The organism is Algoriphagus sp. CAU 1675 (assembly GCF_029222925.1).
Taxonomy (GTDB): domain Bacteria; phylum Bacteroidota; class Bacteroidia; order Cytophagales; family Cyclobacteriaceae; genus Algoriphagus.
In genome coordinates this window covers 648,373-670,228 of record NZ_JARHUI010000002.1, presented here as the reverse complement: position 1 = coordinate 670,228, position 21,856 = coordinate 648,373, and the positions used below count along the sequence as shown (strand labels likewise).

At 44.5% G+C, this 21,856-nt stretch carries 19 protein-coding genes and 1 other RNA gene; 8 read left to right on the top strand and 12 right to left on the bottom strand.

The features are described from left to right. Nucleotides 1-13: 13 nt before the first annotated feature. The 6 genes from P2G54_RS06915 to P2G54_RS06890 form a co-directional block, all read right to left on the bottom strand. Nucleotides 14-1,186: a hypothetical protein gene (locus P2G54_RS06915; protein WP_275869535.1), complete on the bottom strand. Its 1,173-nt coding sequence runs from the start codon at nt 1,184-1,186 to the stop codon at nt 14-16. Next, on the bottom strand, nt 1,183-2,322 hold the full coding sequence (locus P2G54_RS06910) for a hypothetical protein (protein ID WP_275869533.1): 1,140 nt from the start codon (nt 2,320-2,322) through the stop codon (nt 1,183-1,185). Before P2G54_RS06910 ends, P2G54_RS06915 begins: the two co-directional genes overlap by 4 nt. 61 nt (nt 2,323-2,383) lie before the next feature. After that, the gene (locus P2G54_RS06905; protein WP_275869531.1) at nt 2,384-3,442 is read right to left on the bottom strand and encodes a DUF6340 family protein; all 1,059 of its coding nucleotides are present in this window, start codon (nt 3,440-3,442) and stop codon (nt 2,384-2,386) included. An 85-nt stretch (nt 3,443-3,527) separates the two neighbouring features. Further along, nucleotides 3,528-4,232, bottom strand: coding sequence for a gluconate 2-dehydrogenase subunit 3 family protein (locus P2G54_RS06900; RefSeq protein ID WP_275869529.1), 705 nt, complete (start codon nt 4,230-4,232; stop codon nt 3,528-3,530). Nucleotides 4,233-4,235: 3 nt separating this feature from the next. After that, nucleotides 4,236-5,978, bottom strand: a complete 1,743-nt coding sequence (locus P2G54_RS06895) for a GMC family oxidoreductase (RefSeq protein ID WP_275869527.1) — start codon at nt 5,976-5,978, stop codon at nt 4,236-4,238. 161 nt (nt 5,979-6,139) lie between these two features. Beyond that, complete coding sequence (locus P2G54_RS06890; RefSeq protein ID WP_275869525.1) at nt 6,140-6,835, bottom strand: arylesterase; 696 nt, start codon at nt 6,833-6,835, stop codon at nt 6,140-6,142. Nucleotides 6,836-7,082: 247 nt separating this feature from the next. Between P2G54_RS06890 and P2G54_RS06885 the strand changes: the two genes are divergently transcribed. Together P2G54_RS06885 and P2G54_RS06880 are read left to right on the top strand one after the other, a co-directional pair. Next, nucleotides 7,083-7,760 carry an ABC transporter ATP-binding protein gene (locus tag P2G54_RS06885; protein WP_275869523.1) on the top strand — a complete coding sequence of 226 codons (678 nt, stop codon included), beginning with the start codon at nt 7,083-7,085 and terminating at the stop codon, nt 7,758-7,760. Further along, entirely contained in the window at nt 7,753-10,278 is a 2,526-nt protein-coding gene (locus P2G54_RS06880; RefSeq protein ID WP_275869521.1) for an FtsX-like permease family protein, read from the top strand. Before P2G54_RS06885 ends, P2G54_RS06880 begins: the two co-directional genes overlap by 8 nt. Nucleotides 10,279-10,475: 197 nt before the next feature. Here P2G54_RS06880 and ssrA read toward each other — a convergent pair. Further along, nucleotides 10,476-10,878: a transfer-messenger RNA gene (gene ssrA, locus P2G54_RS06875) on the bottom strand. A gap of 173 nt (nt 10,879-11,051) precedes the next feature. Here ssrA and P2G54_RS06870 point away from each other — a divergent pair. Both P2G54_RS06870 and P2G54_RS06865 read left to right on the top strand, forming a co-directional pair. Further along, nucleotides 11,052-12,197, top strand: a complete 1,146-nt coding sequence (locus tag P2G54_RS06870) for a DNA polymerase III subunit gamma/tau (protein WP_275869519.1) — start codon at nt 11,052-11,054, stop codon at nt 12,195-12,197. A 134-nt stretch (nt 12,198-12,331) separates the two neighbouring features. Next, complete coding sequence (locus P2G54_RS06865; RefSeq protein WP_275869517.1) at nt 12,332-12,772, top strand: hypothetical protein; 441 nt, start codon at nt 12,332-12,334, stop codon at nt 12,770-12,772. On the opposite strand, the gene P2G54_RS06860 is transcribed toward P2G54_RS06865, so the two are convergent. The 4 genes from P2G54_RS06860 to P2G54_RS06845 form a co-directional block, all read right to left on the bottom strand. Further along, nucleotides 12,769-13,761: a DUF3078 domain-containing protein gene (locus P2G54_RS06860; RefSeq protein WP_275869515.1), complete on the bottom strand. Its 993-nt coding sequence runs from the start codon at nt 13,759-13,761 to the stop codon at nt 12,769-12,771. The two genes, P2G54_RS06865 and P2G54_RS06860, sit on opposite strands and share 4 nt — an antisense overlap. A 15-nt stretch (nt 13,762-13,776) precedes the next feature. Further along, nucleotides 13,777-15,363 (bottom strand): lytic transglycosylase domain-containing protein, encoded by a 1,587-nt coding sequence (locus P2G54_RS06855; protein WP_275869513.1) that lies wholly within the window; start codon nt 15,361-15,363, stop codon nt 13,777-13,779. 62 nt (nt 15,364-15,425) lie between these two features. Further along, on the bottom strand, nt 15,426-16,070 hold the full coding sequence (locus P2G54_RS06850; RefSeq protein WP_275869511.1) for an O-methyltransferase: 645 nt from the start codon (nt 16,068-16,070) through the stop codon (nt 15,426-15,428). A 3-nt stretch (nt 16,071-16,073) separates the two neighbouring features. Next, complete coding sequence (locus P2G54_RS06845; RefSeq protein WP_275869509.1) at nt 16,074-17,300, bottom strand: pitrilysin family protein; 1,227 nt, start codon at nt 17,298-17,300, stop codon at nt 16,074-16,076. A 147-nt stretch (nt 17,301-17,447) separates the two neighbouring features. On the opposite strand from P2G54_RS06845, the gene P2G54_RS06840 reads away from it, so the two are divergent. Then, nucleotides 17,448-18,293, top strand: a complete 846-nt coding sequence (locus P2G54_RS06840) for a glycosyltransferase (RefSeq protein WP_275869507.1) — start codon at nt 17,448-17,450, stop codon at nt 18,291-18,293. A gap of 8 nt (nt 18,294-18,301) precedes the next feature. Further along, nucleotides 18,302-19,591 carry an aminopeptidase P family protein gene (locus P2G54_RS06835; RefSeq protein ID WP_275869505.1) on the top strand — a complete coding sequence of 430 codons (1,290 nt, stop codon included), beginning with the start codon at nt 18,302-18,304 and terminating at the stop codon, nt 19,589-19,591. A 51-nt stretch (nt 19,592-19,642) separates the two neighbouring features. Here the strand turns inward: P2G54_RS06835 and P2G54_RS06830 are convergent, their stop codons facing one another. Further along, on the bottom strand, nt 19,643-20,491 hold the full coding sequence (locus P2G54_RS06830) for an endonuclease/exonuclease/phosphatase family protein (protein ID WP_275869503.1): 849 nt from the start codon (nt 20,489-20,491) through the stop codon (nt 19,643-19,645). A 62-nt stretch (nt 20,492-20,553) separates the two neighbouring features. Here P2G54_RS06830 and P2G54_RS06825 point away from each other — a divergent pair, with 62 nt between their 5' ends. Both P2G54_RS06825 and P2G54_RS06820 read left to right on the top strand, forming a co-directional pair. After that, nucleotides 20,554-21,450 carry a flavin reductase family protein gene (locus tag P2G54_RS06825; protein ID WP_275869501.1) on the top strand — a complete coding sequence of 299 codons (897 nt, stop codon included), beginning with the start codon at nt 20,554-20,556 and terminating at the stop codon, nt 21,448-21,450. Between the two features lie 64 nt (nt 21,451-21,514). After that, nucleotides 21,515-21,820: a DUF3784 domain-containing protein gene (locus P2G54_RS06820; protein WP_275869500.1), complete on the top strand. Its 306-nt coding sequence runs from the start codon at nt 21,515-21,517 to the stop codon at nt 21,818-21,820. The last annotated feature ends 36 nt before the right edge of the window (nt 21,821-21,856 follow it).

Here is a 21,856-nt window from a genome sequence, read left to right as displayed (position 1 = left end):
GGATAAGTGGTATTTATTGGCTGACTAGGCGTGTTTTATAAATGACTGAATAGTCGTTTTCAGCTTCTTCAAAATTGAGGGAAAACCAGATTTCATCCTTGGAGACATACTTGTTGAGCGTGCCAAGGCTTTCCGGTTTATCGATGATCGGACTGAGTTGGCTTCCGTCAAAAAGTACAAAGCCTCCATCATTGAGTTTTTCTGCGTCCTCAAACATTTTATTGAAGTCAGTTCCTGCCGCTGTAGTGACTTCATTGGCTTCCTCATCGGTTAGGCCTGTTGTATATTGAATTATAAAATCTCCGTATTCAGTTGGAAACAAGGAAAGATTCGTTCCTAGAAAGAAATCTCTAATATTGAATCCGCCGTTTACGGGTTTATCGTCCACTTTTCGTTCAATAAACTCTGGATAAGGAATAGACTTGACGCTGGCCGGCGTTTCTAGATTGGATAAATGATAGACAAAAAGCTTGGGTTCATTTCTAAAAAATAAGAATAAGGAGTCTCCTTCGATTTTAAAGGTGGTGTAAAAGTCTAAACTTCCGAACTCCTGCGTTTCGCTGCTGTATTTGGACTCCTTTGGAAAAGGTATCACAGATTCAAATTCTCCTGACTTTAGATCTAAAACCTCCAGTCGTTTCGAATTTTTCTGGAAATCCAAGCCTTGCTGTCCCAAGTCACTGTATCTTCCTGGCAGGTAGATATAAACTTTTTCACCTGAAACACCATGCACTTGATTGAAAGGGATAACTAGATTCGCCATCCCTGTGAATTCAGGTTTGAATACTTTTTTAAGCTTTCCTGAGACTTCATAGGTTGCAATTCCTTGGCTTCCTGGTATCAGGATGGTTTGATTATCCAAAAACTTACCTAATCCTGATCGGTTACCAGGAATTGCTTCTGGGTCATCTCCATTTCGGTAGTATTTGTGTTTGATTTCTCCCTGAGAATCGGTGACAAAAACAGTGTCCGTATTTTGATCAATCATCAGGTAGTTTTCCCCATCAGGACTGATGTCCATCAACATGAGATTTCCCAAATAATCCACCACCAAGGAATCGTAGATTTCGAATTTGAGCTGTTGGTCGGAGAGGGGTTTTTCGGAGAGTTGTTCCTCTTTTTGACTACAGGAAAAGGACAAAATAAGAGCTAGAAGTGGTAGCAAAAATTGGTTTTTGTCTTTCATTTTCTGATCAGTTTAAGTTTGTAAAAGGTAATATAATCCTGTTCCTCGCCAATCCATTCGTCGTTTCGGAGGCCATAAAAAGGTTCGCTCAGAGAGGTGATTCCAACCAACCGCTCAATATGATTGGGAATGATGATTTCGTTGGAAAGGCTCCCGTCCAACCGAACGATTTTCAAAACCTGATTTTGGAATTGGGGATAGAGCGGGAATTTTTTGGGGTCCCTTAGCTCATTTTGCACAAAAATATCTTCTCTAATTCCCTCGTCGTAGGTGACTACAATACCTTCCCGGGTGGGGAAAAGTTGCTTAATTCTGGCATCTAGCATCCTGGTCCCTGAGATGTATTGATATGGTTCACTATGTTCCCTATTGTCCTCAAATTTGTTTGGATTGAAGGGGATAGTTTTTAAATATTTTCCATTTTCAGCTAAATCATAGAGGTGGATCAAAGGCTCGTTTACCAGGGTCAGATACAAAGTGTCTCCAAGAATGCCAAAGTTCACCCAAGTCCTCTCAAAATATTTGTCAGAGGAATATCTTGACGTGGTGGGAATTCGGATCATTGGCTCAGCTTCTCCAGTTTCTGGATTTACCTTTTCCAATAAATAATGATCTCTGAAAAAGAAAGAATCATAGGGATCGGCTCCTTCTCGACCTGGATAATACAGGATTAATTCGTCTCTCCATTCATCCAACACTCTTATTAAGCTGCCTCCATCTTTCGCTTCGGTCAAAAAAGGCAATTTGATTTCACGCTTGAAGGTCAGGTCTGAATTAAACTCATACAGCCATCCGATAAAGCTGGCGCCGTAGAGCTTTCCATTTCCCGTGTATTTGAGCTGTATCGGGTAAAAGACTTTGTCTGGACCATCGAAGGGATAACTTTGCGCATGAAGGATTTTTCCGTTTTTGTCAAACTCCAACAGTTTATTTTCCTTGAAATTGAAAAGAACCCCTTTTCCGTTTTTAAACTCCAAACCATCTACCCGACCCAAGTAATCCACCTGAATCGAATCTTCGATTACCAATTCCCATTCTTGGGAGCCGGAAATGGTTTGGGTTTCTCTATTGCCGGAGCTACACCCCCAAGCAAAAAATGCGGCCATCAGGACCGCAAAGTTTAAAAATTTTCCCATTGCCTGATTTTTTCTTAATAAACTAAATCAAGCGTTTATTTTCAAGTGTTTACCTAAAAAATTATTGACTCATTTGTTGGTTCACCAACTCCTCCCTGGAAATCTCATAGTTAAGGGTTCTGACATAATCCCTCCCTTTTTTGAGTCCGTAATCAGTATAAGCTCTTCCAGCCCATTCTTTTGCCAACTCTAAAATCCCCAAAACTTCATAAGCTACAGCTATATCATAGCAAAGCATACCCCCGGATTTGTCATCGGCATTGTAGAGGGCATCCTCCCATACTTCAATCGCCTCATCCCATTTCCCTACATCCGCAAATCGTGCACCTTGGGCCACTGCAGGATGTGTTTTGGATTTTGGATAAAACTGGCGGGAAATATTCCTGTACATAGGGGCGATTTTGGATGCATAACCAGCACCGGCCATTTCTCCCACAATCCGTGTAGCATCTGCTTTTGCAATCAAGAGTGCCATGGCTTGGGTTTTGGTTTCAGCTTCAGCAGACCAGGTATTTGTTTTTTCAAACCTTTGCTGATCAATGATCGACCGGGTTTGGGGATCATAAAGGCGGAAGCCTGCACTGACCGAGGCTATTCCTTCCAAACGATAGCCCATTACCTCAATGGTCCTTCTGGTTTTACCTTCGGTGATCACCTTTTTGATCATCTGTTGCTTGTCGGTGACTATGAAGTCCGAACTGAACATCTCCAGTGTGAGTACGGCATCTGCTTGGTACTTTTGGCAAAGTTGACCAACAGTTCTCCAGCTCAGTGGATCCGGAAATTCCTGTCCGAATAGACCTCCCGTAAGGCGGTCATTGGCTCGTATGATCTCGAATCTTGGGGAGGTGTTGAGGTTTTGCTGAAGTGAAGAAAGTGTCGCTTGGATGGAGTTTTTGACTTCGAATGGCAGCTCTCCGGTCATCATTCCCTCGATAATTGAAATCGTCTCGTTTTGGGGCTTGGTTCGGTCTACGATTACAATTTTCTGAATTTCATTTGGGACAGATACAGGCGCCGGCATAAGCCTGGTCATAGTGACACTTTTAGAACATGCGAAAAGTAATGGAAGGAGGAACAGGGCACACCAAGAAGTGGCTTTTGAAAACCGTTTTATCATGATTTGATCAATTGAATTCGGGAAAATACAACTATATGAAAAAACCACGGTTTCTAGCCGTGGTTTTTTAAAGTTTCAGTACCGTTTAACCGATGAGATTTCCTTCTTCATCCCACTGGGCTATTTTGCCTCTGTCCTCGGGTTTGAGATACAGATCAGCATATTTTTCGGGGTTTGCAAGCCCGTGTTTATCAAGGACACTTTGAGGAACCCCATCCCATACGTTGGGCTGGTTGCCTTTGTAGCCCATGTATTTCCAACCGGCTTCGGTGGAGAAATATCCTGAACAAGTCAGGTTCCTCAACAGATTGAACCATCTTACGGCTCCTTCATATTCAGGTTTGGCTTTGTCAGGCCAAGCTACTTCCTCCACAATCTCAATCACCTGCTCATGGCTGAGTTCATTGAAAGGTTTTCCGAATTTTTCATCTGCCTCAAAATCCAACCACATCAGTCCCCCTCTCATGCGGGTTTGATTTCCCGGTTGATCGACCATCATAAAGTCAATGAAATCCGTCACTTTTAATTCTGTAGCAGCGGGTGATTCGGAGTCAGCTGGCATGATGATGTCTACCAAGGTGTCCAGTTTTTTTCGTTCCTCATCCGTGAAAAACTTTTCAGCCAGCAATTTGGCATCTCTTATTTTTTCCTCTTCGGTTCTTCCTCCCGGTGTGCCTCCGGTGAATACCTGTCCCTGAACAGGAGCCTCCTCAGGTTCGCATCCTGTCATCAATAAGCCCGCTCCCAAGGAGCCAGCAAAGAGTAGTTTTAGGTTTTCTCTTCTGTTCATGGCTTAGATGTTTTTCTTTGTCAATTCTGAAACAATGTAATCTGAGGTTCTCCAGGAGAGGGCCAAAATGGTCCAGGTTGGGTTCTTGTCCGCCTGAGATACGAATGGTCCTGCATCTACTACGAACAGGTTTTTGCAGTCATGTACCTGGCAGTTGGAGTTGACGACGGAACTTTTCGGATCATTTCCCATTCTGGTGGTTCCCACTTCGTGGATGATTCTTCCCGGCGCTGCCAAACCATATTTTGTTTCCGGTCCGGGTTTCTTACCCAACAAGATCGCTCCTGCATTGGTCAGGATTTCTTCGAAGGTGTCCTGCATGTGCTTGGCCTGCTTGATTTCCTGGTCTGTCCAATTGTAGTTGAATCTAAGAACTGGAATTCCATATTTGTCAACCACATTAGGGTCGATTTCACAGTAGTTGTCGTAGCGAGGAATACTTTCTCCTCTACCTGACATTCCCAAAGTAGAACCGTAAATTCTTCGAATGTCTTTTTTCAATCCTTCACCATACCCCCCGTTCGGGCTTGGATTTCCAAACTCATCCTTGATATACTGACGCATGGAATCCATGCTTCCGCCTGTACCATAGGCTGGTTGGCCCATTCCGCCCCAGTATTCGATATGATAGCCTCTTGCAAAGTCCAGCTTTTTATTGTCGAGCCACCATGGAGTATACATGTGCATACCACCCACTCCGTCTTCATTGTAGCGGTCCCGGTCAATCAGGTCAGGCATGATTCCCATTCTATCAGCTCCCGTAGAGTCGTGCAGGTATCTTCCCAATACTCCCGAATCTGCACCGATTCCATTCGGATGTGACTTGGAAGTTGAATTCATCATGATTCTTGCGGACTCACAGGCAGATGCCCCAAGGACTACCACGCGTGCCCGGAGTTTGTATTCCTTCATGTCCACTTTGCTGACGAAAGAAACCCCGGTTGCCTTTCCTTGGTCATCGGTAGTTACCTTGCGGACCATGGAATGGGTATAAAGGTCTACTTTTCCTTTTTTCATGGCTGGGTGTACCAGACAGGTTCCTGCAGAGAAGTCAGCATACACCTGACAGGCACGGTTACACTGGGAGCAGAAGAAGCAGACTCCCCGCTCATTGTTGATGGGGCGAGTCAGCATGGAAAGGCGGGAAGGGATCATTGGGATTGCTGCCTTATCCGCTCCCTTTTTTATAAAGAGTTCATGCAATCTTGGTTTGGGAGGAGGAAGGAAAAATCCATCAGGCTCATTGTAGATGCCCTCTTTGGTTCCAAAGACCCCAATCAATTGGTCTACCTTGTCATAGTAAGGCTTGAGATCATCGTATCCAATGGGCCAGTTGTCACCCAATCCGTCAATGCTTGCTCTTTTGAAGTCATTGGGGCCAAAACGAAGGGAAATTCTACCCCAATGGTTGGTTCTACCTCCCACCATTCTGGATCGGAACCAGTCAAATTGGGTCCCGTTTTTTCGGGTATACGGCTCTCCCTCTATATCCCATCCGCCAATGGCTTGGTCAAAGTCGCCGAATGGACGGATCCGGGTTCCGGCACCTCTTCGAGGAGATTCCCATGGTGGCCTCAATTGTGTTCTGTCTTCATCTTTCGCAGGATCAAAATCCCCTCCAGCTTCTACTACTGCTACGGCGAGTCCAGCTTCGGAAAGTATCTTGGAGGCCATGCCCCCACCTGCTCCGGAACCAACGATGATGACGTCGTAGGGCTCTCCGGAAGTTTTGATTTGAAAGCTCATTTTGAAAAATTTTAATGAAGTTGAAAATATAGGATAAAAAATTCTCCTTTTGAAATTAGAGGAAGCGAAATTGGATTGCTGGAAGAATTCGAAATTGAAGGATAAAAAAGCGGTTCTGAAAAGATATGATGCTTTTCAGAACCGTGGAATATTTAGGCAGTTTAAAGTAACTTCTCAATAAATGGCCAAATGGTCTCAAAAACGATCTTATGACCTTCTTCTGTTGGGTGGATTCCATCCGGTAAGTTAAGCTCCGGGTTCCCAGCCACTCCTTCCAGTAAAAACGGGATCAGTGTCACATTTTTTTCTCGGGCCACCTCGGGGTAGATGGTTTTAAATTCTTCAGTGTATTCCTGACCCATGTTAGGTGGAATTTGCATTCCTGCAAGGATGATGATGGTTTCAGGGTATTTTTCCCTGACTTTGTCGATGATTCCTTCCAGGTTTCGGCGAGTTTCGCTCAGTTGTATTCCTCTCAAACCGTCATTTCCCCCCAGTTCCAAAACGAAAATATCCGGACGGTCTTCCAGAAACCAGTCCAAGCGGCTCAGGCCTCCTGCGGTAGTTTCCCCGCTCAAGCCTCCGTTGATCACTCTATAGTTGTATCCCAAACTGTCAATTCGTTTTTGGGTCAGGCCGGAAAATGAATCCTCCTGATCGATTCCATATCCTGCGGTCAGGCTATTTCCGAAAAACAGAATGGTTTTAGCCTTTTCCTCTGGTACGATTTCAGTGGATTCAGTTGAGGTTTCTGATAGGTTGTTCTTTTTAGTTTCGGACTCTCCACAGGAAAAGAATCCCATACTCAAAATAATGAGGGCCAAAATTGCCCTCGGTAATTGCTTGCTATAATTCATGCTTTAAATCTCTTAGGATTAATAAAGAAATTCAAGGAAAAAAGTTCTGGAATCCTGCTCTATTTTTATTTGAATAGAAAGAAATGGCCTTTTAGACCGGATTTTAGCCGAATCCACTTTCTGTTTTTAGATTCGTTGCTCATATTTCTTTTATTTGGATGATTTTCAAAAGAATAATCTGTAGCCGGTCAACAAAGCCCCTACCTTTCCGTTTTACTGAAAACATTTACAATTCGACCCTTTTTCAATGAATATACTTTCTATTAAAAATCTGAGTAAAACTTATCAAAGCGGCAGCCGGAAGCTGACGGTTCTGGATCATGTGAATTTTGATATTGCCGAGGGGGAGGCGATCTCGATTGTTGGACCTTCGGGAAGTGGTAAAACCACCTTGCTGGGACTTTGCGCCGGCCTGGATTCAGCAAGTAGCGGTTCGGTAATTCTCAATGGGGAGGCTCTTGAAAATCTCTCCGAAGATCAGAGGGCTGCAGTCCGAAACCGATACGTAGGTTTCATTTTTCAAAACTTCCAATTGCTTCCTACCTTGACCGCTCTGGAAAACGTCATGGTTCCCCTGGAACTCAAAAAACGAAAAGACGCCCGACAAAAGGCGCAGGAGCTTTTGGAAAAAGTAGGACTCGGAGACCGGGCGAGTCATTATCCGACTCAGCTTTCCGGCGGAGAACAGCAGCGAGTTTCCATTGCCAGGGCCTTTGCCAACGAACCTAAGATTCTCTTTGCTGATGAACCAACTGGCAATCTTGATACAGAGACAGGGGAAATGATTGAAAAGTTGATTTTTGACCTGAACAAGGAACAAGGAACTACATTGGTTTTGGTGACTCACGATTTGGAACTGGCGGCAAAGACCCAAAGAATCATTCAAATCAAAGGGGGAAAAATACAGGAGGATGCCCATGCCTGATTTTGGATGGATTAGTAAGATGGCTATGCGGGATTTCAGGAAAAATGTGTCCCGCCTATTGTTGTTTGTTTCCTCCATTGTAGTCGGGATTGCAGCCTTGGTGGCGATCAATTCTTTTGGGGAAAACCTGACCAAGGACATTGACAATCAAGCCAAGGAGCTTTTGGGGGCTGACTTGGTTTTGGATAATAATAAGCCGGTGGGAGATCAGCCCATTGACTCTTTGGCTACCCAAATGGCTTCGGAAGTCAATTTTGCCTCCATGGTCTCCTTTCCAAGCACTGGAGCTAGTCGGCTGACTCAAGTCCGGGCATTGGAAGGTGCTTTTCCTTTTTATGGTAGTCTGGAAACCATACCAGTAGATGGGGCGGAGGATTTCAGAAGCGGGGGGGCAAAGGCTTTGGTAGAAAAGGTCCTGATGGCTCAGTTTAATGCCGTAGTTGGAGATAGAATCAAAGTTGGAGAACTCGAATTCCAAATTGTCGGGGAACTTCAAAGAGTTCCCGGTCAAACCGGCATCACGGCCACTGTGGCCCCAGCAGTGTATATTCCCATGGAATACCTGGAAGGTACGGGGTTGGTTCAGTACGGAAGCCGTGTCCGGTACAATCGCTATTTCCAATTTGCTGAAGGGACAGATGTTGAAGCCCTCATTGAGCCATTCAAGGAGCAGTGGGAAATGGACCGCGTGGATGCGGATACGGTGGAGGATAGAAAACGCTCAACGGGAAGATCATTTGGGAACCTCTCCAACTTCCTGAGCCTAGTTGCTTTCATTGCCTTATTATTGGGATGTGTAGGCGTGGCCTCTGCCGTAAATGTATTTGTAAAGGAAAAGCTGGCCTCTGTGGCAGTACTGAGATGTCTGGGAGTTTCGTCAAGGGATGTTTTGTTGATTTATCTACTTGAGATCCTTGTGATGGGCTTCGCAGGAGCAACTTTGGGCGCCTTGCTTGGGACTATCCTCCAATATGTGCTCCCTTCTGTTTTTGCGGACTTTTTACCAGTGGAAGTGACCGTGGGAATCTCCTGGCTTTCTATTGGATTTGGGATCATTACAGGGCTTTTTGTGTCGCTTCTCTTTGCTTTATTGCCTTTGTTGAAGGTCAGGAATGTATCGCCTATGGCTACCTTGAGACCCGAAGCAGCAGAATCCTCCATGATCAAAGATCCTATGAGATGGTTGGTTCTGGCAGGGATCATAGCCTTTATCTGGATATTCAGCTTTCTTCAATTGAATCGAGTAGATTTCGCTTTTGGATTTACGGGATTTGTGGTATTTGCCTTTGGAGTGTTATGGTTGTTGGGACAAGCAATTATGTGGGCTGTAAGGAGGTTTTTGCCGATTTCACTACGCTACACAGTAAGACAGTCCTTAGCCAATTTGTATAGACCCAATAACCAAACCATCTCCCTAATTGCAACCATTGGCTTGGGTACTGCGATGATCAGCACGCTTTTTTTCTTGCAAAACCAGCTCTTGGAAGAGGCAAGGTTTGCAGACAAGGAGGATCAGCCGAATATGCTCCTATTCGATATTCAATCCTCTCAATTGGAAGATGTGAAGGATAGGATCACAGGAAGGGGTTTGAGGATCATTCAGGAAGTACCGATCGTCACCATGCAATTGAATGAGATCAATGGGATCGATAAGCGGGAAAATGAAGAGCTTCCGGATGAAGAAAATTACTCTCGCTGGCTGTATAACCGGGAGTTTAGAGTAACCTATAGAGACACGCTTATTACCTCCGAAACCCTTACGGATGGTGAACTCATCCCAACCGGCAGCAGAGGGGATTCTATTTTTGTGAGTTTTGAAAAAGGATTTGCTGAAGGAAATAATTTGAAAATAGGAGATGAGGTCGAATTTAATGTGCAAGGCAGGCCTATAAAAACCTATGTTGGGAGCTTCCGGGATGTGAAATTCAATCAGGTATCTACCAATTTCCTGGTTCTTTTCCCCAATGGAGTCTTGGAGCAGGCACCGAAATTTCATGTACTGATCACCAAAACCAAAACCGACCGGGAGGCTGGGGAAGTGCAGGCTGAGATTGTGCGTTCCTTCCCGAATATTTCCATCATCAACTTGGGGACCATTGTAGAAACCCTGGAAGAAATTCTCGGCAAAATCAGCTTTGTAATTCAGTTTATGGCTTTTTTCAGCATAGCCACAGGGGTTTTGGTTTTGATTTCTTCTTTGATTATCAGCAAATATCAGCGGATGAGGGAAAGTATTTTGTTGAGGACGCTAGGGGCAAGTTCCGTAACAGTTCGTAAGATCAATACCTTGGAATATTTCTTTTTGGGTTCCTTGGCTTCACTCTCAGGATTGATGCTTTCTTTTCTGGCTACTTGGATGCTGAGTGTATTTGTCTTTGAAATGAAATTCCGTGGAGCTTGGCTGGAGGGTTTGATGCTCTATGCCTGCATCACAGGTCTGACCATTGTCTTAGGTTGGTTGAATGGGAGAAAAATCATCAACCAACCCCCTATGGAGATATTGAGGGGAAATGGATAAGAAATAAAGGGGGGAAGCAATTCCTCCTTTTTCTTTTCCATTCTCATGCTTTTTGCTCCTTAAGGTTGAATACTGCCTTCTTTTATTTCATGGTTTTTGGAATATCTACAGGCTTTTGCCACTGCATTGCCACTGAAAAATAGATAAAAAAACAAAGCCCTGTAAATTAATGTTTTACAGGGCTTAATTTGTTCAAGTTGTGGAGCTGGCGAGATTCGAACTCGCGTCCAGATAAGGAAACACCGTACCGTCTACATGCTTAGTCACCGATTGGGTTTTCGACCAAACTATGCTGGGTGACACACCTGAGTTTGGCTTAGCGATTGAAACTTAAGCTTGCTTAATCGCATCACAAGCCGCAGCCCGATCAAGTCGACACCTCGGATCCACCCGGATCAGACAACGGATGGTGAGATGTGGCCGGGGAATCACGGTTGGTGACTCAACCCTTTAAGCGATCTATCCTATAAGGGTAGATTAGGCAGCCATGGCGTAAGAAGTTTCGCCATTTATGGTTCGTATGAATCTTTCAAGGCCGTACATACTCCAGCCTGCATGCGAGCCCGATCCTTACACTTACTGTCAAAACCGGTCAGCCCCATTTTTCAATTGGAAGACAAAGCTAATAGAAAATTGGTTCCATTCGATTCCCTTTCTTTTTGCTTTTGCAGGGATGGAATTCATGATGCAGATATTCAGCCGTTTAACAGAAATTGTCGGAGAATGCCCAATTTCTTTCTCCCGGAATATGGAGATTTTTATATCTTGCAGCGATGGAAAATTTCGTCGTTTCGGCAAGAAAATACAGACCGGCAGATTTTAAGAGTGTAGTAGGACAGCAGCATATTACCACGACGCTGCAAAATGCTATCAAAAACAATCACCTGGCTCAGGCTTTCCTTTTCTGTGGTCCACGTGGAGTGGGCAAGACTACCTGTGCCCGTATTTTGGCGAAAACCATTAACTGTGAGAATGTTACCTCTGATTTTGAGGCCTGTGGCACTTGTGATAGCTGTGTTTCTTTCCAAAACAGCAGTTCCTTCAATATCTACGAACTGGATGCCGCCTCCAACAACTCCGTGGATGACATCCGAAATCTGGTAGATCAGGTACGTTACGCTCCCCAAAAGGGCCAGTACAAGGTCTACATCATTGATGAGGTTCACATGCTTTCCGCAGCGGCTTTCAATGCGTTTTTGAAAACCCTGGAGGAGCCACCCAAATATGCCATCTTTATCCTAGCAACTACCGAGAAGCATAAAATCCTTCCGACCATTCTTTCCAGATGTCAGATTTTTGACTTCAACCGAATTCAGATCAAGCATATTTCGGAACACCTGAAATACATTGCGGAAAAGGAAAATGTGGATCATGAGGAAGAGGCGCTTCGGCTGATTGCAACCAAAGCCGATGGGGCGCTGAGAGATGCCTTGTCTATTTTTGACCTGATCGTTACCTATTCAGCAGGAAAAAAGGTCACCTATCAAGAGACGATTTCCAATCTCCATATTCTGGATTACGATTATTATTTCAAGGTGGTGGATGCCCTTCTTGCAGGAGATATCGCCCAAACCTTGTTGATTTTCGACGAGATTCTGAAAAAAGGTTTTGACGGTCACAACTTCATCGTGGGACTTTGTGAGCATTTCAGGGATTTGCTGGTTTCTAAGGATCAGGTGACTTTGGACCTGCTCGAAGCATCGGAAGCTGCAAAAGAGAAATATATCTCCCAATCCCAGGCGGCATCCCAGTCATTTTTGCTTTCAGCATTGAACATCGCCAATCAGTGTGATATCCACTACAAGACCAGTAAAAATCAGCGTCTCCATGTGGAATTGGCTTTGATGAAAATTGCCAAGTTGCCCCAAGCACTGAGCCTTGCTGCTTTGGCAGTGGAGGATTCAAAAAAAAAAGTCTGAAACAGCCTGAAAAGGTATCTTCTCCCGTTTCCTCTTCTCCTACAAAAAATCCTGCCGTCTCTAAATCCAGTCCGGTTCAGAAAACAGTTTCTATTCCCAGCAGCCTTTCCCAGACTAAAAATCTGATCAGGGAAATGGAGAAAAAGGCAGAGGCTAAAACCCAAACCAAAGCCCCACTTGAATTTGTGCCTACCTTGGAATCCAAGGTCAAACTGACTCAGGAGCTTTTGGATCAGCACTTGCCCGAAATCCTGGAGCATTTCAAAAAAAAGCAGAAAAACCTGGAACTGGCCATTCTCAACCAGCCCATCCGTGTCCGGGAGGATGAGGTGATCCTCGAGGTCATGGGACATGTGCAGGAGGAAAGGGGGAATAGCATGAAGCCAGATTTGATCAATGTGATCCGCGCTGTCACTGGAGCTAGTAATTTCCGAATCTCACTTGAAACCAAAGAGGAAGTCCAGTCTCTGAAATCCAAGCTCTACACTGATTCCGACAAGTTTAATTTTCTTTTGGACAAACACCCGGCCCTGAAGGAGTTCCGGAAAAAATTCGGATTGGAAACCGACCTCTAAAAATCCAGGGACACCCCAAAATTGATTAAGTTTTGCAGCTGAACTGCCTGTTTGGAAGTTCCGTCATCCTGCTTGATAAATACTTTTTCATCGTAGATCAGGGCCGTCTCAATTCGGGTAGAAATATACTTGTTGACCTTCAGACGGACGATGGAGTTGAAGTTGACGACCATGTTCCCAAATTGTTCATAGTTGGAAAAGAGGTTCAGATTCGCCTTCCAGGTGACATTTTCCATCAGGGTGAAATCGGTAATGGAGGTCGCCAAAGACATACCTGCTTCTGCTCGTACGTTTTCTCCGGGGCTGACACCAAAAGCTCCTGCCCGGCTCAAAGAATCATTCATGACGATGGTGAATCGTCCGGTAAAAGGAGAGAGGATCACAGAAATCTTGCCCTTGTCCTTGTAGGTCTGCCGGTAGTTCAAACCCGTGGAGGACTGAACATAACCCGGGGAGAGGAGGTCCGATATTTTAGTTCGGATATCATTTTCACTTCCCGAGGGTCTGGAGTACTTGAAACCTTCCAGTAATTGGGTTCTGGCATCCAGCTGGGTGGAGAGATAGAGTTTTTCCGAGAGCTCCCGGCCGTAATTACTGACAAAGGTGAAGTTGTCATTGGTCTTTCGGGTCTTGAAGTCCCGGTCACTTTGCCGGTTAAATCCCAGGTTCACGTTCAATTGGGTGTCCCAGACTTTGTTGTCTTTTTTGTAATTGGCAAACAGCGAAACGCCGGTAGTCAAAGCAAAAGAACTGGCCCCCCCTGCCGCCCAGTTGCTCAGGGTCACCTGCTGGATATTGAGGTTGTAATTGCCCCCGGTTTTCCAGAAAATTTCCTTCACAGGTTCTTCAATCAAAAGGGAATCTCCAAGCATGAGCAAGGTATCCCCGTTAATTAAAACTGTATCGGGGATGATTTTCCGGTCTTGTGCAAGTAGAATATTGCCGAGGCAAAAGAGGCTAAGTCCTAGGGTCAGGATAAATTTTTGCATGGAAAGCTACTGACTTCAGGGCTTGAAGATAACCAATTTCTGCCCAATCGAGATGATATTTTGGGCTCCTATCCCATTCCAGTTTTTTACCTGATCTACGCTTACTCCATATTTTCGGCTGATGGCATACAGGGTTTCCCCCTTAGCCACCACATGGGTGATTTGAGAAGAAGCGGACTGCTTGGGTGCAGGGCTGGGTTCTATTCTAGGGTTGGTGTTTATGGGTTCAGTCTTTGCTTCAGCAATCCGTACCTGTGATGGGCTAGGTTCAATATGAACCACTGGGATGGACTCACCGCGCTTTCGGTGCTCCTGAAGGTTCAGCACCATGCCGACTTTAAGTTCTCGGTCGTTACGGATGCGGTTTTTTGCCTTTAGGGAGGATAATTTGATGCCGTATTTTTGTGAAATGCTCCAGAGCGTTTCCCCTTTCATGACCACGTGGGTTTCTACTTCTGCACTGGACTTTTTCTTTTCGGTATAGTAGTAGTTACCCCGCTCGATTCGTTCACCAGCATCCAAGTCATTCAGTTTTCTGAATTTTTTTTCCTTCATACCGATTTGATCGGCAAACTTGGACTGGGAAGTGGTGGATGCTGCCTGCACCCCGTCCAGATCATTTACTGTGATTTGATCAGGTTGGGAGGCCCGGGTTGTATTTCCTCCGATTCTAGGATAGGAATCGGCGCGCTTGTATGCGGTGTAGTATTTGGAGGTAGCTGTTTCTTGACTTGCCTTTTTTGGTGCTTGTTCCTGTCGGATGACTGCAGGTTTGACTTCAAGCTTTCCTTCTTTTACAAAGACCACGGAGAAAGTTCGGCCTGCAGGGATCTTTCCGTTGGGAGTCCATTTGTTGAATTCCTTCAAATGCTCTTCGGAAACCCCGTATTTTTTGGATAGGGTTGCGAAGTTGGTAGGGCCCTGGACCTGCACTTCTACAAGTTGCTGGTTGCTACTGGTGAGATAAGTAGTATTACTTCCAAATGCCACTTTGTGGGCTAGGAATTTTTTGAAATACCAATGGGAATTCCGATCGATATCAATGACCCTTTTTCCTTTGTACTGGTCGCCAAAATATGCCTTTGCGCCTCCCAATCCCATCTGGTAGGAAACAAGGGCGCACATCCAGTTGTCAAAAGTTTGATTGTGTTTTTTTAGGTAAAGGGCCGCTCCACGAGAGGAGTTTACAATGTTTTTTCTGTCATCAACCTGATTGTCCACACGAAGAAAAACTTCCTCCGCGGTTCCCTGTTTGAACTGCCAGAAACCTACGGCATTGGATGTGGAAACTGCATCCGCAATCAAGCTGCTCTCCTGGATAACCAGGTACTTGAGGTCCTCAGGTACACCTACTTCCCGGAGTTCACGCTCCACGATGGGCATGTACAGGTTGACCCGCTCCTGTTTTACTTTGAGGTAAGCTGGATTTCTATATTGAGCATCCACATCCAACTGGATTTCCCTCCGTGCTTGGGGGTTGATCCGGATGATGAGGTCGGCAAATTCCATCTCTGCCGGTACCTGTGGGATTTGTGCAAAGAGGCTCTGCACTAAAAATAAACCAAGTCCAAAGCCTGAAGCCAGGCGTTTCCATAAAATCATGCTCAAACTGCTTTCTTGATGACTTGAGCAAACTGAGCAAAAATGATTCCTCTTTTTCGTTTTTAGAGCTTGCGGATCATCATTATTCCATCTCGTATAGGCAATAGGCAATTTTCCACTCTTGGATCTTCCTGGATTAATTGATTGAAGTCCAGAATTGCCTGAGTATCCTTGTCGGTTTTTTTGCCTGTGTCCTGAACTACTTTTCCTGACCATAACACATTGTCCACAAGGATAATACCACCCGGAGAAAGCTTTTCTAGAACGAGTTGGAAATAATTGGCATTGTTTTTTTTGTCCGCGTCAATGAAGACTAAGTCAAAGGGGCCGGGTAAATTTGGGATGATTTCCATTGCATTTCCCAAGCGATAATCAATTTGGCTGGAAAGTCCACTTTCTTCAAAAAATCCCCTGACCATCGTTTCCAATTCATCATTGATATCCAAGGTGATGAGTTTGCCGTCTTTGTTTAATCCTCTTGCCATACAAATTGCAGAATAGCCGGTGTAGGTCCCGATTTCCAGAATGGTTTTGGGCTGCTTCATTTTGACAAATAGTTCCAAAAGCTTCCCCTGCAAATGTCCAGACAGCATTCGGGGCATGAGGACTTTCATCTGGGTTTCCCGGGTGATTTTTTTCAGAAGAGAATCTTCTTCCGTGGTATGGGCTTCGCAATAGGCTACTAATGCGGGGTCAATAAAATCCATGGTTTAATTCGGTAAGTAGGTGAGGTAGCTAAGCTGCTCAGGGTCGAATATTTCGTCGGCGATTGCCAAAAGCTCCTCTGCAGTGGTTGATTTAATTTGTTCAAAGATACGCTCCAGTGGATCTATTTTTTGGTGATCGATGAGGCTTTTTCCGTAAACCAGCATTAAGGCGGCGTAATTTTCCTCGGCCATTGCCATTTGTCCAATTGCCTGCTCCTTGGCCATATGAAGCTGGAGAGTCCCCAGTTTTTTGGTTCGGAGTTTTTGTAGTTCTCTTTGGACAATTGTCAGCGATTTTTTGAGCGTTTTTTCTTCTGTTCCAAAGAAAATCCCAAAGAATCCTGTGTCGGAAAAGGGTTGATAACTGGACTCAATGCTGTAAACATAACCGTGTCTTTCCCGCAAGGCCAGATTCAAGCGGCTGTTCATGCTGGGGCCGCCCAGGATGTTGTTGAGTAGAAAGAGTTTGTAGCGGTTTGTATCATGTTGGGAATAGGCAGTTCTCCCCATAGCACAGAGCGATTGGGTGACGTCCCTTTGTACGGTTTTGACTTTTGGGGTATAATCATGAAATCCGCTTCGGATGTAGAGGGTTCTTTTTGGGGGGATTTCCGAAAGTGGTCCTTCAATGGCTTTCAGTGCTTTTTCGAAGGAAATATTTCCGACTATGGAAAAAACCACCTGGGAGGTGTCCAGTCTTCCTGATATAAAATCAAAGAAATCCTGTTGCTTGAAATTGGCAACGGTGTCCTCGGTACCCAGGATATTTCTGCCCAGAGCATGATTCTCAAAAACCAGTTCATCCAGTTCATCCTGGATAGAATCATCAGGAGAATCCCGGTACATGGCCATTTCCTCCAAAATCACCTGTCTCTCTTTTTCTATTTCTTTGGGTGGAAAGGTACTGTGGAACGTGATGTCGTGTAGAAGTTCGGCCGCCTTCCCATAGTGTTCTTTGAGAACTGAGGCATAAAAACACACTTTTTCCTTTGTGGTATAAGCATTCAGTTCTCCCCCTAGGGATTCCAGTCTGTTAATGATGTGGAAGGTTTTTCGTTTTTGTGTGCCCTTGAAGGCCATGTGCTCCCAAAAATGCGCGAGACCTTCCTGTTCTTTGGTCTCATCCCTACTACCGATATTCAAAATAAACCCGCAATGAACCAGTCTTGTGTGTGTGACCTCCTGGTGGACGATTCGAATACCGTTTGCAAGTTCCTTGATTTGATACATTTAATATTGCCCTGATTAGAAGTCAAGGTAGTTAAAAATCCATCTTTTTTAACTCCTGAATAGTAATGTTAAGTTTGCAAAGTTAAGTTTCAGTTTGCAAACTTATTTTATCATAACATTAGTCGGGGTTTTGGCTCCGGAGTTTCTATGACCAAACTTGAGAATGTCAGTTGCTCCCTGATCATATCTGTATATAAAAACACCCTGTTTTTGGATGGAGTTTTGAAATCCCTGAAAGAGCAGACCTTTCGGGATTTTGAGGTGATAGTGTCCGAAGATGGTGACAGTGTAGAGATGCGTGACTTTTTAAACCAATATGATTTGCCCTTTCCCTTGCTCCATCTGACCCAAGAGGATATTGGCTGGAGGAAAAACAGGGCCTTGAACAGGGCCATCCAAGCCGCCAATTGCGATTGGTTGGTGTTCATCGATGGAGATTGTGTGCTTCATTCCAGGTTTATGGAGTTTCACTGGAAAATGGCTGAAGAGCAATGCATTCTCGCAGGAAAGCGGATCAAGCTGGATGAAAAGAGTAGCAACAAGCTCCTTTGGGGAGAAATTCAGTTAAAGAAGATGAACGGGTACATTCTTCGGAATTTCTCTGCCATTAAAAAACGGGGAGGGGGATTTGTGGAAGAAGGGCTTTTTATCGAACCAAAAGGTCTTTTGGGATTTTTGCCCTCAATGCGAAAAATGAGGCATTTGAAAGGTTGCAACATGTCTTTTCACCGGAAGGCAATAGAAGCGATCAATGGTTTTGATGAGGATTATGTGAAACCTGCCGTGGGAGAAGATGCCGATCTGCTTTGGAGATTTCAGGGACTTGGCTACCAGCTGAAATCCTTGCGAAACCTCGCTGTTCAATATCATTTGTACCATGTGGAAAGCTGGACAGATCAAGAGGAGAACCTGGAAATCATGCGAAACAACCAAAAAGAAAAACGTTTCGTTTGCCTAAACGGATTAGTAAAAATCAATCAGGAATCCGATTAAATTTGAATATGAAATATACACCACTACCAAAAGAACTTTATGAGAGGAACCGGAGAAAATTGGCAGCTAAACTGTCCAAAAACTCCGTTGCAGTTTTCAATTCCAATGACAATATGCCCACCAATGCCGACGGCACTATGCGCTTCCGGCAAAACAACGATTTGTTTTATCTCTGTGGGATCGACCAGGAAGAAACTATTTTGCTGATTGCCCCTGACTGCCCGAATCCAAATATGCGGGAAGTGCTTTTCCTGAGGGAAACCAACGAACACATTGCTATTTGGGAGGGGCACAAGTATACCAAAGAAGAGGCTGAGGCAGCTTGTGGTATCAAAAATATACAATGGGTGGACCAATTTGATCAGGTATTCAATACGGTCATGGCACTTTCTGAGAATGTCTACCTGAATACCAATGAGCACCTGAGAGCTGGAGTGGTTGTTGAAACCAGAGATGCAAGATTCATCAAGTCCTGCAAGGAGCGTTATCCTTTACACCAGTACCATCGATTGGCCCCAATCATGCATGAGTTGAGAGGTGCAAAGGAGCAGGAGGAAATCGACCAGCTTCAGATTGCCTGTGATATTACAGAGAAGGGATTCAGAAGAATTCTCCAGTTTGTGAAACCGGGAGTCTGGGAATACGAAATCGAGGCAGAATTCCTTCATGAATTTGTCAGGAACCGCAGCAATGGTTTTGCCTATGAGCCAATTATTGCCTCCGGGCCTTCGGCATGCGTACTTCATTATATCGAAAACAACAGAGCCTGTAAGGATGGTAATTTGCTCTTGATGGATTTGGCTGCTGAATATGGGAACTACAATGCGGACATGACCAGAACCATTCCGGTTAGCGGAAGATTCACTGCCCGTCAAAGAGCGGTGTACGATGCAGTGCTGCGTGTTCAGAAGGAAGCGATGAACATGCTTAGGCCGGGAGTCACCATTCAGGAGTATCATAAAGAGGTAGGCTTGATCATGCAGTCCGAGTTGCTTGGGTTGGGACTTTTGGACCAAACTGCTATCAAAAACCAAAACCCGGATTGGCCAGCTTATAAAAAGTATTTTATGCATGGAACTTCCCACCACTTGGGCTTGGATGTCCATGATGTGGGGACTATGTATGGCCCAATCACCCCGGGAATGGTATTCACGGTAGAACCGGGAATTTACATTCCTGAGGAAGGAATGGGAATACGCTTGGAAAACAACATCGTAGTTCAGGAAAATGGATATTTTGACCTGATGAGAAATATCCCGATAGAAGCCGATGAAATTGAGGAGTTGATGAATTCTTAATTCCCAACATAAAAAGAGGCCCGTTAATCAGTTTAACGGGCCTCTTTTCATTTACCAGCTCAATTCGACCATTACAGGGAAATGATCCGAGGGATATTTTTTTCCATAATTATCAGTTAGAATTCCATGACGGATTATGGTTATATTCCCTTTGAAAAAGATGTGGTCAATGATGCCATCTGGCATTTTTTCCCAATCAAAGCCTGTGAATGTCCCTGCCGGTCCATAGGAAGGAATATCGGATTCAAGCCTACTGTCCTTCCAACCCGGACTTTCAGTAATGGTGGAATAGGCAGGATTGTCCGGCGTGACATTGAAATCACCCATTAAAACCACCGGCAGATTCTCTTTATTGATTTCCCCGATTTTTTGGATTACCAGCTTGCTGCTCTCTTCTCTTGCTTCCTGACCAATGTGATCATAGTGGATATTGAACACATAGAAAACCTTGTTCATTTGGTCTTTGAATTTTCCCCAGGAACAAATCCGGTTTAACGCAGCATCCCAACCCTTGCTGGGAACATTTGGGGTGGGAGAAAGCCAAAAGGTTCCTTGATCCACTAGTTGGTATTTTTTGGCATCGAAAAGTATAGCAGTATACTCTCCCTTCTGGGCCCCATCATCTCTGCCCACTCCCAAATAGTCATACCCCAATGCTTCACTGAGTTGGTTGATTTGATGGTTTAGACCTTCCTGTGTTCCAAATAACCCGATTTGATGGAAACGGATCAGGTTTGCAACATGGGGGAGTCGGTCTTTCCAAAGATTTCCGACATCGTTGGAGTTGTCCCAGCGGATGTTAAAGGTGGCAAATTGATGGGTTTGGGAAATCCCGGAGACCGAAATCCCAGCTAAAAGAAAAATGCACAAAATCAGTGTTTTGAATGAGGACTGTGTCATAAAAGGGAAACTTATTCGCTTCAAATTGTTTATCTCTTAAAATTCAGTTTTAATTTGATCAAATGAAAACCATTTATCCCAAAGACCTGACAGTTCCTGAATTTCAAACCTTCCTTCAGGGAAGTATTGCTCCAAGGCCCATCGCCTTCGTCAGTACGGTTGATGCGGAAGGGAACGTGAATTTAAGTCCCTTCAGTTTTTTTAATATGTTCAGTACAAATCCTCCGATTTTGATTTTTTCTCCCTCTAGGAGAGTTCGGGATAATACTACCAAGCACACCCTGGAAAATGTAAAAGAAGTGCCCGAGGTGGTGATCCATGTGGTACATTATGGGTTGGTGGAGCAGATGTCATTGGCAAGTACAGAATACCCAAAAGGAGTGAATGAATTCAAAAAAGCAGGATTGACTGCCGTAGCCTCTGAGCTGGTCAAGCCTCCTCGCGTGAAAGAGGCAAAGATCGCGTTTGAATGTAAAGTCAATGAAGTAAAGCCATTGGGAGAGCAGGGAGGAGGAGGAAATCTGGTAATCTGTGAAGTTTTGGCTGCCCATGTGGATGAGGAGATTTTGGATTCGGATGGAGTAATTGGTCCGTCCAAGCTGGATTTGGTGGCAAGACTGGGAGGAAACTGGTACTCGAGGAGCCATGGAGAGTCTCTTTTTGAAATTCCCAAGCCGTTAAGAACTATGGGGATTGGTGTGGATGAAATTCCTGCAGAGATCAGAAACAGTCCGGTGCTCACCGGTAACAATTTGGGGAGATTGGGAAATGTGGAAGTCCTTCCTACAGATGAGGAATTGGAGGCTTATGGAAAATCATCCTTGATAGAGGAAATGAGAGTGAGGTTTAGAAATGATCCGGATTCTTGGATTGACCACCTTCACCGGTATGCGAAAGAAATACTGGAAGGAGGTGATGTGGAAACCGCCTGGAAGATTTTGCTCCAAAAGTTAAACTAAGACTTGTTCTTTTTTTTTAATTTGTTAAAGTTCAATTAGTAACATTGATTTTTAAAAGGAAACTATGGGGATTTTAGTAACAGGATTAAGCTTTGTCGCAATTGGTATTTTAATTAAAATGTTTCCAGGTCTATTGGCGGGTTACAACAGCTTGTCGCAGAAAGAAAAAGAAAATGCTATAAATAACGGCTTGCCCAATTTTGCCTTTATTACTTTCATTAGTATGGGACTTATTGTTGTCATTGGTCATTTCGTTTCGATCTGGTTAGAAAAGCCTTTGGGCGGGAGTATAGTTGGGTTTGTGAGCATAGCAGGAGTAATTACCATGATCGTGGCAGGAAATTTACTGATAAACAAAAGGCCTAGATAAGGGAGAGAAGAAGTGATAAAAGCAAGAAGCCCTGAA

Excerpts from the sequence above, each read along its gene's own strand:
- P2G54_RS06840 (WP_275869507.1), top strand. The coding sequence starts at position 17,448 with ATGACCAAACTTGAGAATGTCAGTTGCTCCCTGATCATATCTGTATAT.
- P2G54_RS06855 (WP_275869513.1), bottom strand. The coding sequence starts at position 15,363 with ATGATTTTATGGAAACGCCTGGCTTCAGGCTTTGGACTTGGTTTATTT.
- P2G54_RS06820 (WP_275869500.1), top strand. The coding sequence starts at position 21,515 with ATGGGGATTTTAGTAACAGGATTAAGCTTTGTCGCAATTGGTATTTTA.
- P2G54_RS06880 (WP_275869521.1), top strand. The coding sequence starts at position 7,753 with ATGCCTGATTTTGGATGGATTAGTAAGATGGCTATGCGGGATTTCAGG.
- P2G54_RS06865 (WP_275869517.1), top strand. The coding sequence starts at position 12,332 with ATGGAGAAAAAGGCAGAGGCTAAAACCCAAACCAAAGCCCCACTTGAA.
- P2G54_RS06860 (WP_275869515.1), bottom strand. The coding sequence starts at position 13,761 with ATGCAAAAATTTATCCTGACCCTAGGACTTAGCCTCTTTTGCCTCGGC.
- P2G54_RS06885 (WP_275869523.1), top strand. The coding sequence starts at position 7,083 with ATGAATATACTTTCTATTAAAAATCTGAGTAAAACTTATCAAAGCGGC.
- P2G54_RS06835 (WP_275869505.1), top strand. The coding sequence starts at position 18,302 with ATGAAATATACACCACTACCAAAAGAACTTTATGAGAGGAACCGGAGA.
- P2G54_RS06900 (WP_275869529.1), bottom strand. The coding sequence starts at position 4,232 with ATGAACAGAAGAGAAAACCTAAAACTACTCTTTGCTGGCTCCTTGGGA.
- P2G54_RS06870 (WP_275869519.1), top strand. The coding sequence starts at position 11,052 with ATGGAAAATTTCGTCGTTTCGGCAAGAAAATACAGACCGGCAGATTTT.
- P2G54_RS06890 (WP_275869525.1), bottom strand. The coding sequence starts at position 6,835 with ATGAATTATAGCAAGCAATTACCGAGGGCAATTTTGGCCCTCATTATT.
- P2G54_RS06895 (WP_275869527.1), bottom strand. The coding sequence starts at position 5,978 with ATGAGCTTTCAAATCAAAACTTCCGGAGAGCCCTACGACGTCATCATC.
- P2G54_RS06825 (WP_275869501.1), top strand. The coding sequence starts at position 20,554 with ATGAAAACCATTTATCCCAAAGACCTGACAGTTCCTGAATTTCAAACC.
- P2G54_RS06905 (WP_275869531.1), bottom strand. The coding sequence starts at position 3,442 with ATGATAAAACGGTTTTCAAAAGCCACTTCTTGGTGTGCCCTGTTCCTC.
- P2G54_RS06830 (WP_275869503.1), bottom strand. The coding sequence starts at position 20,491 with ATGACACAGTCCTCATTCAAAACACTGATTTTGTGCATTTTTCTTTTA.
- P2G54_RS06850 (WP_275869511.1), bottom strand. The coding sequence starts at position 16,070 with ATGGATTTTATTGACCCCGCATTAGTAGCCTATTGCGAAGCCCATACC.
- P2G54_RS06845 (WP_275869509.1), bottom strand. The coding sequence starts at position 17,300 with ATGTATCAAATCAAGGAACTTGCAAACGGTATTCGAATCGTCCACCAG.
- P2G54_RS06910 (WP_275869533.1), bottom strand. The coding sequence starts at position 2,322 with ATGGGAAAATTTTTAAACTTTGCGGTCCTGATGGCCGCATTTTTTGCT.
- P2G54_RS06915 (WP_275869535.1), bottom strand. The coding sequence starts at position 1,186 with ATGAAAGACAAAAACCAATTTTTGCTACCACTTCTAGCTCTTATTTTG.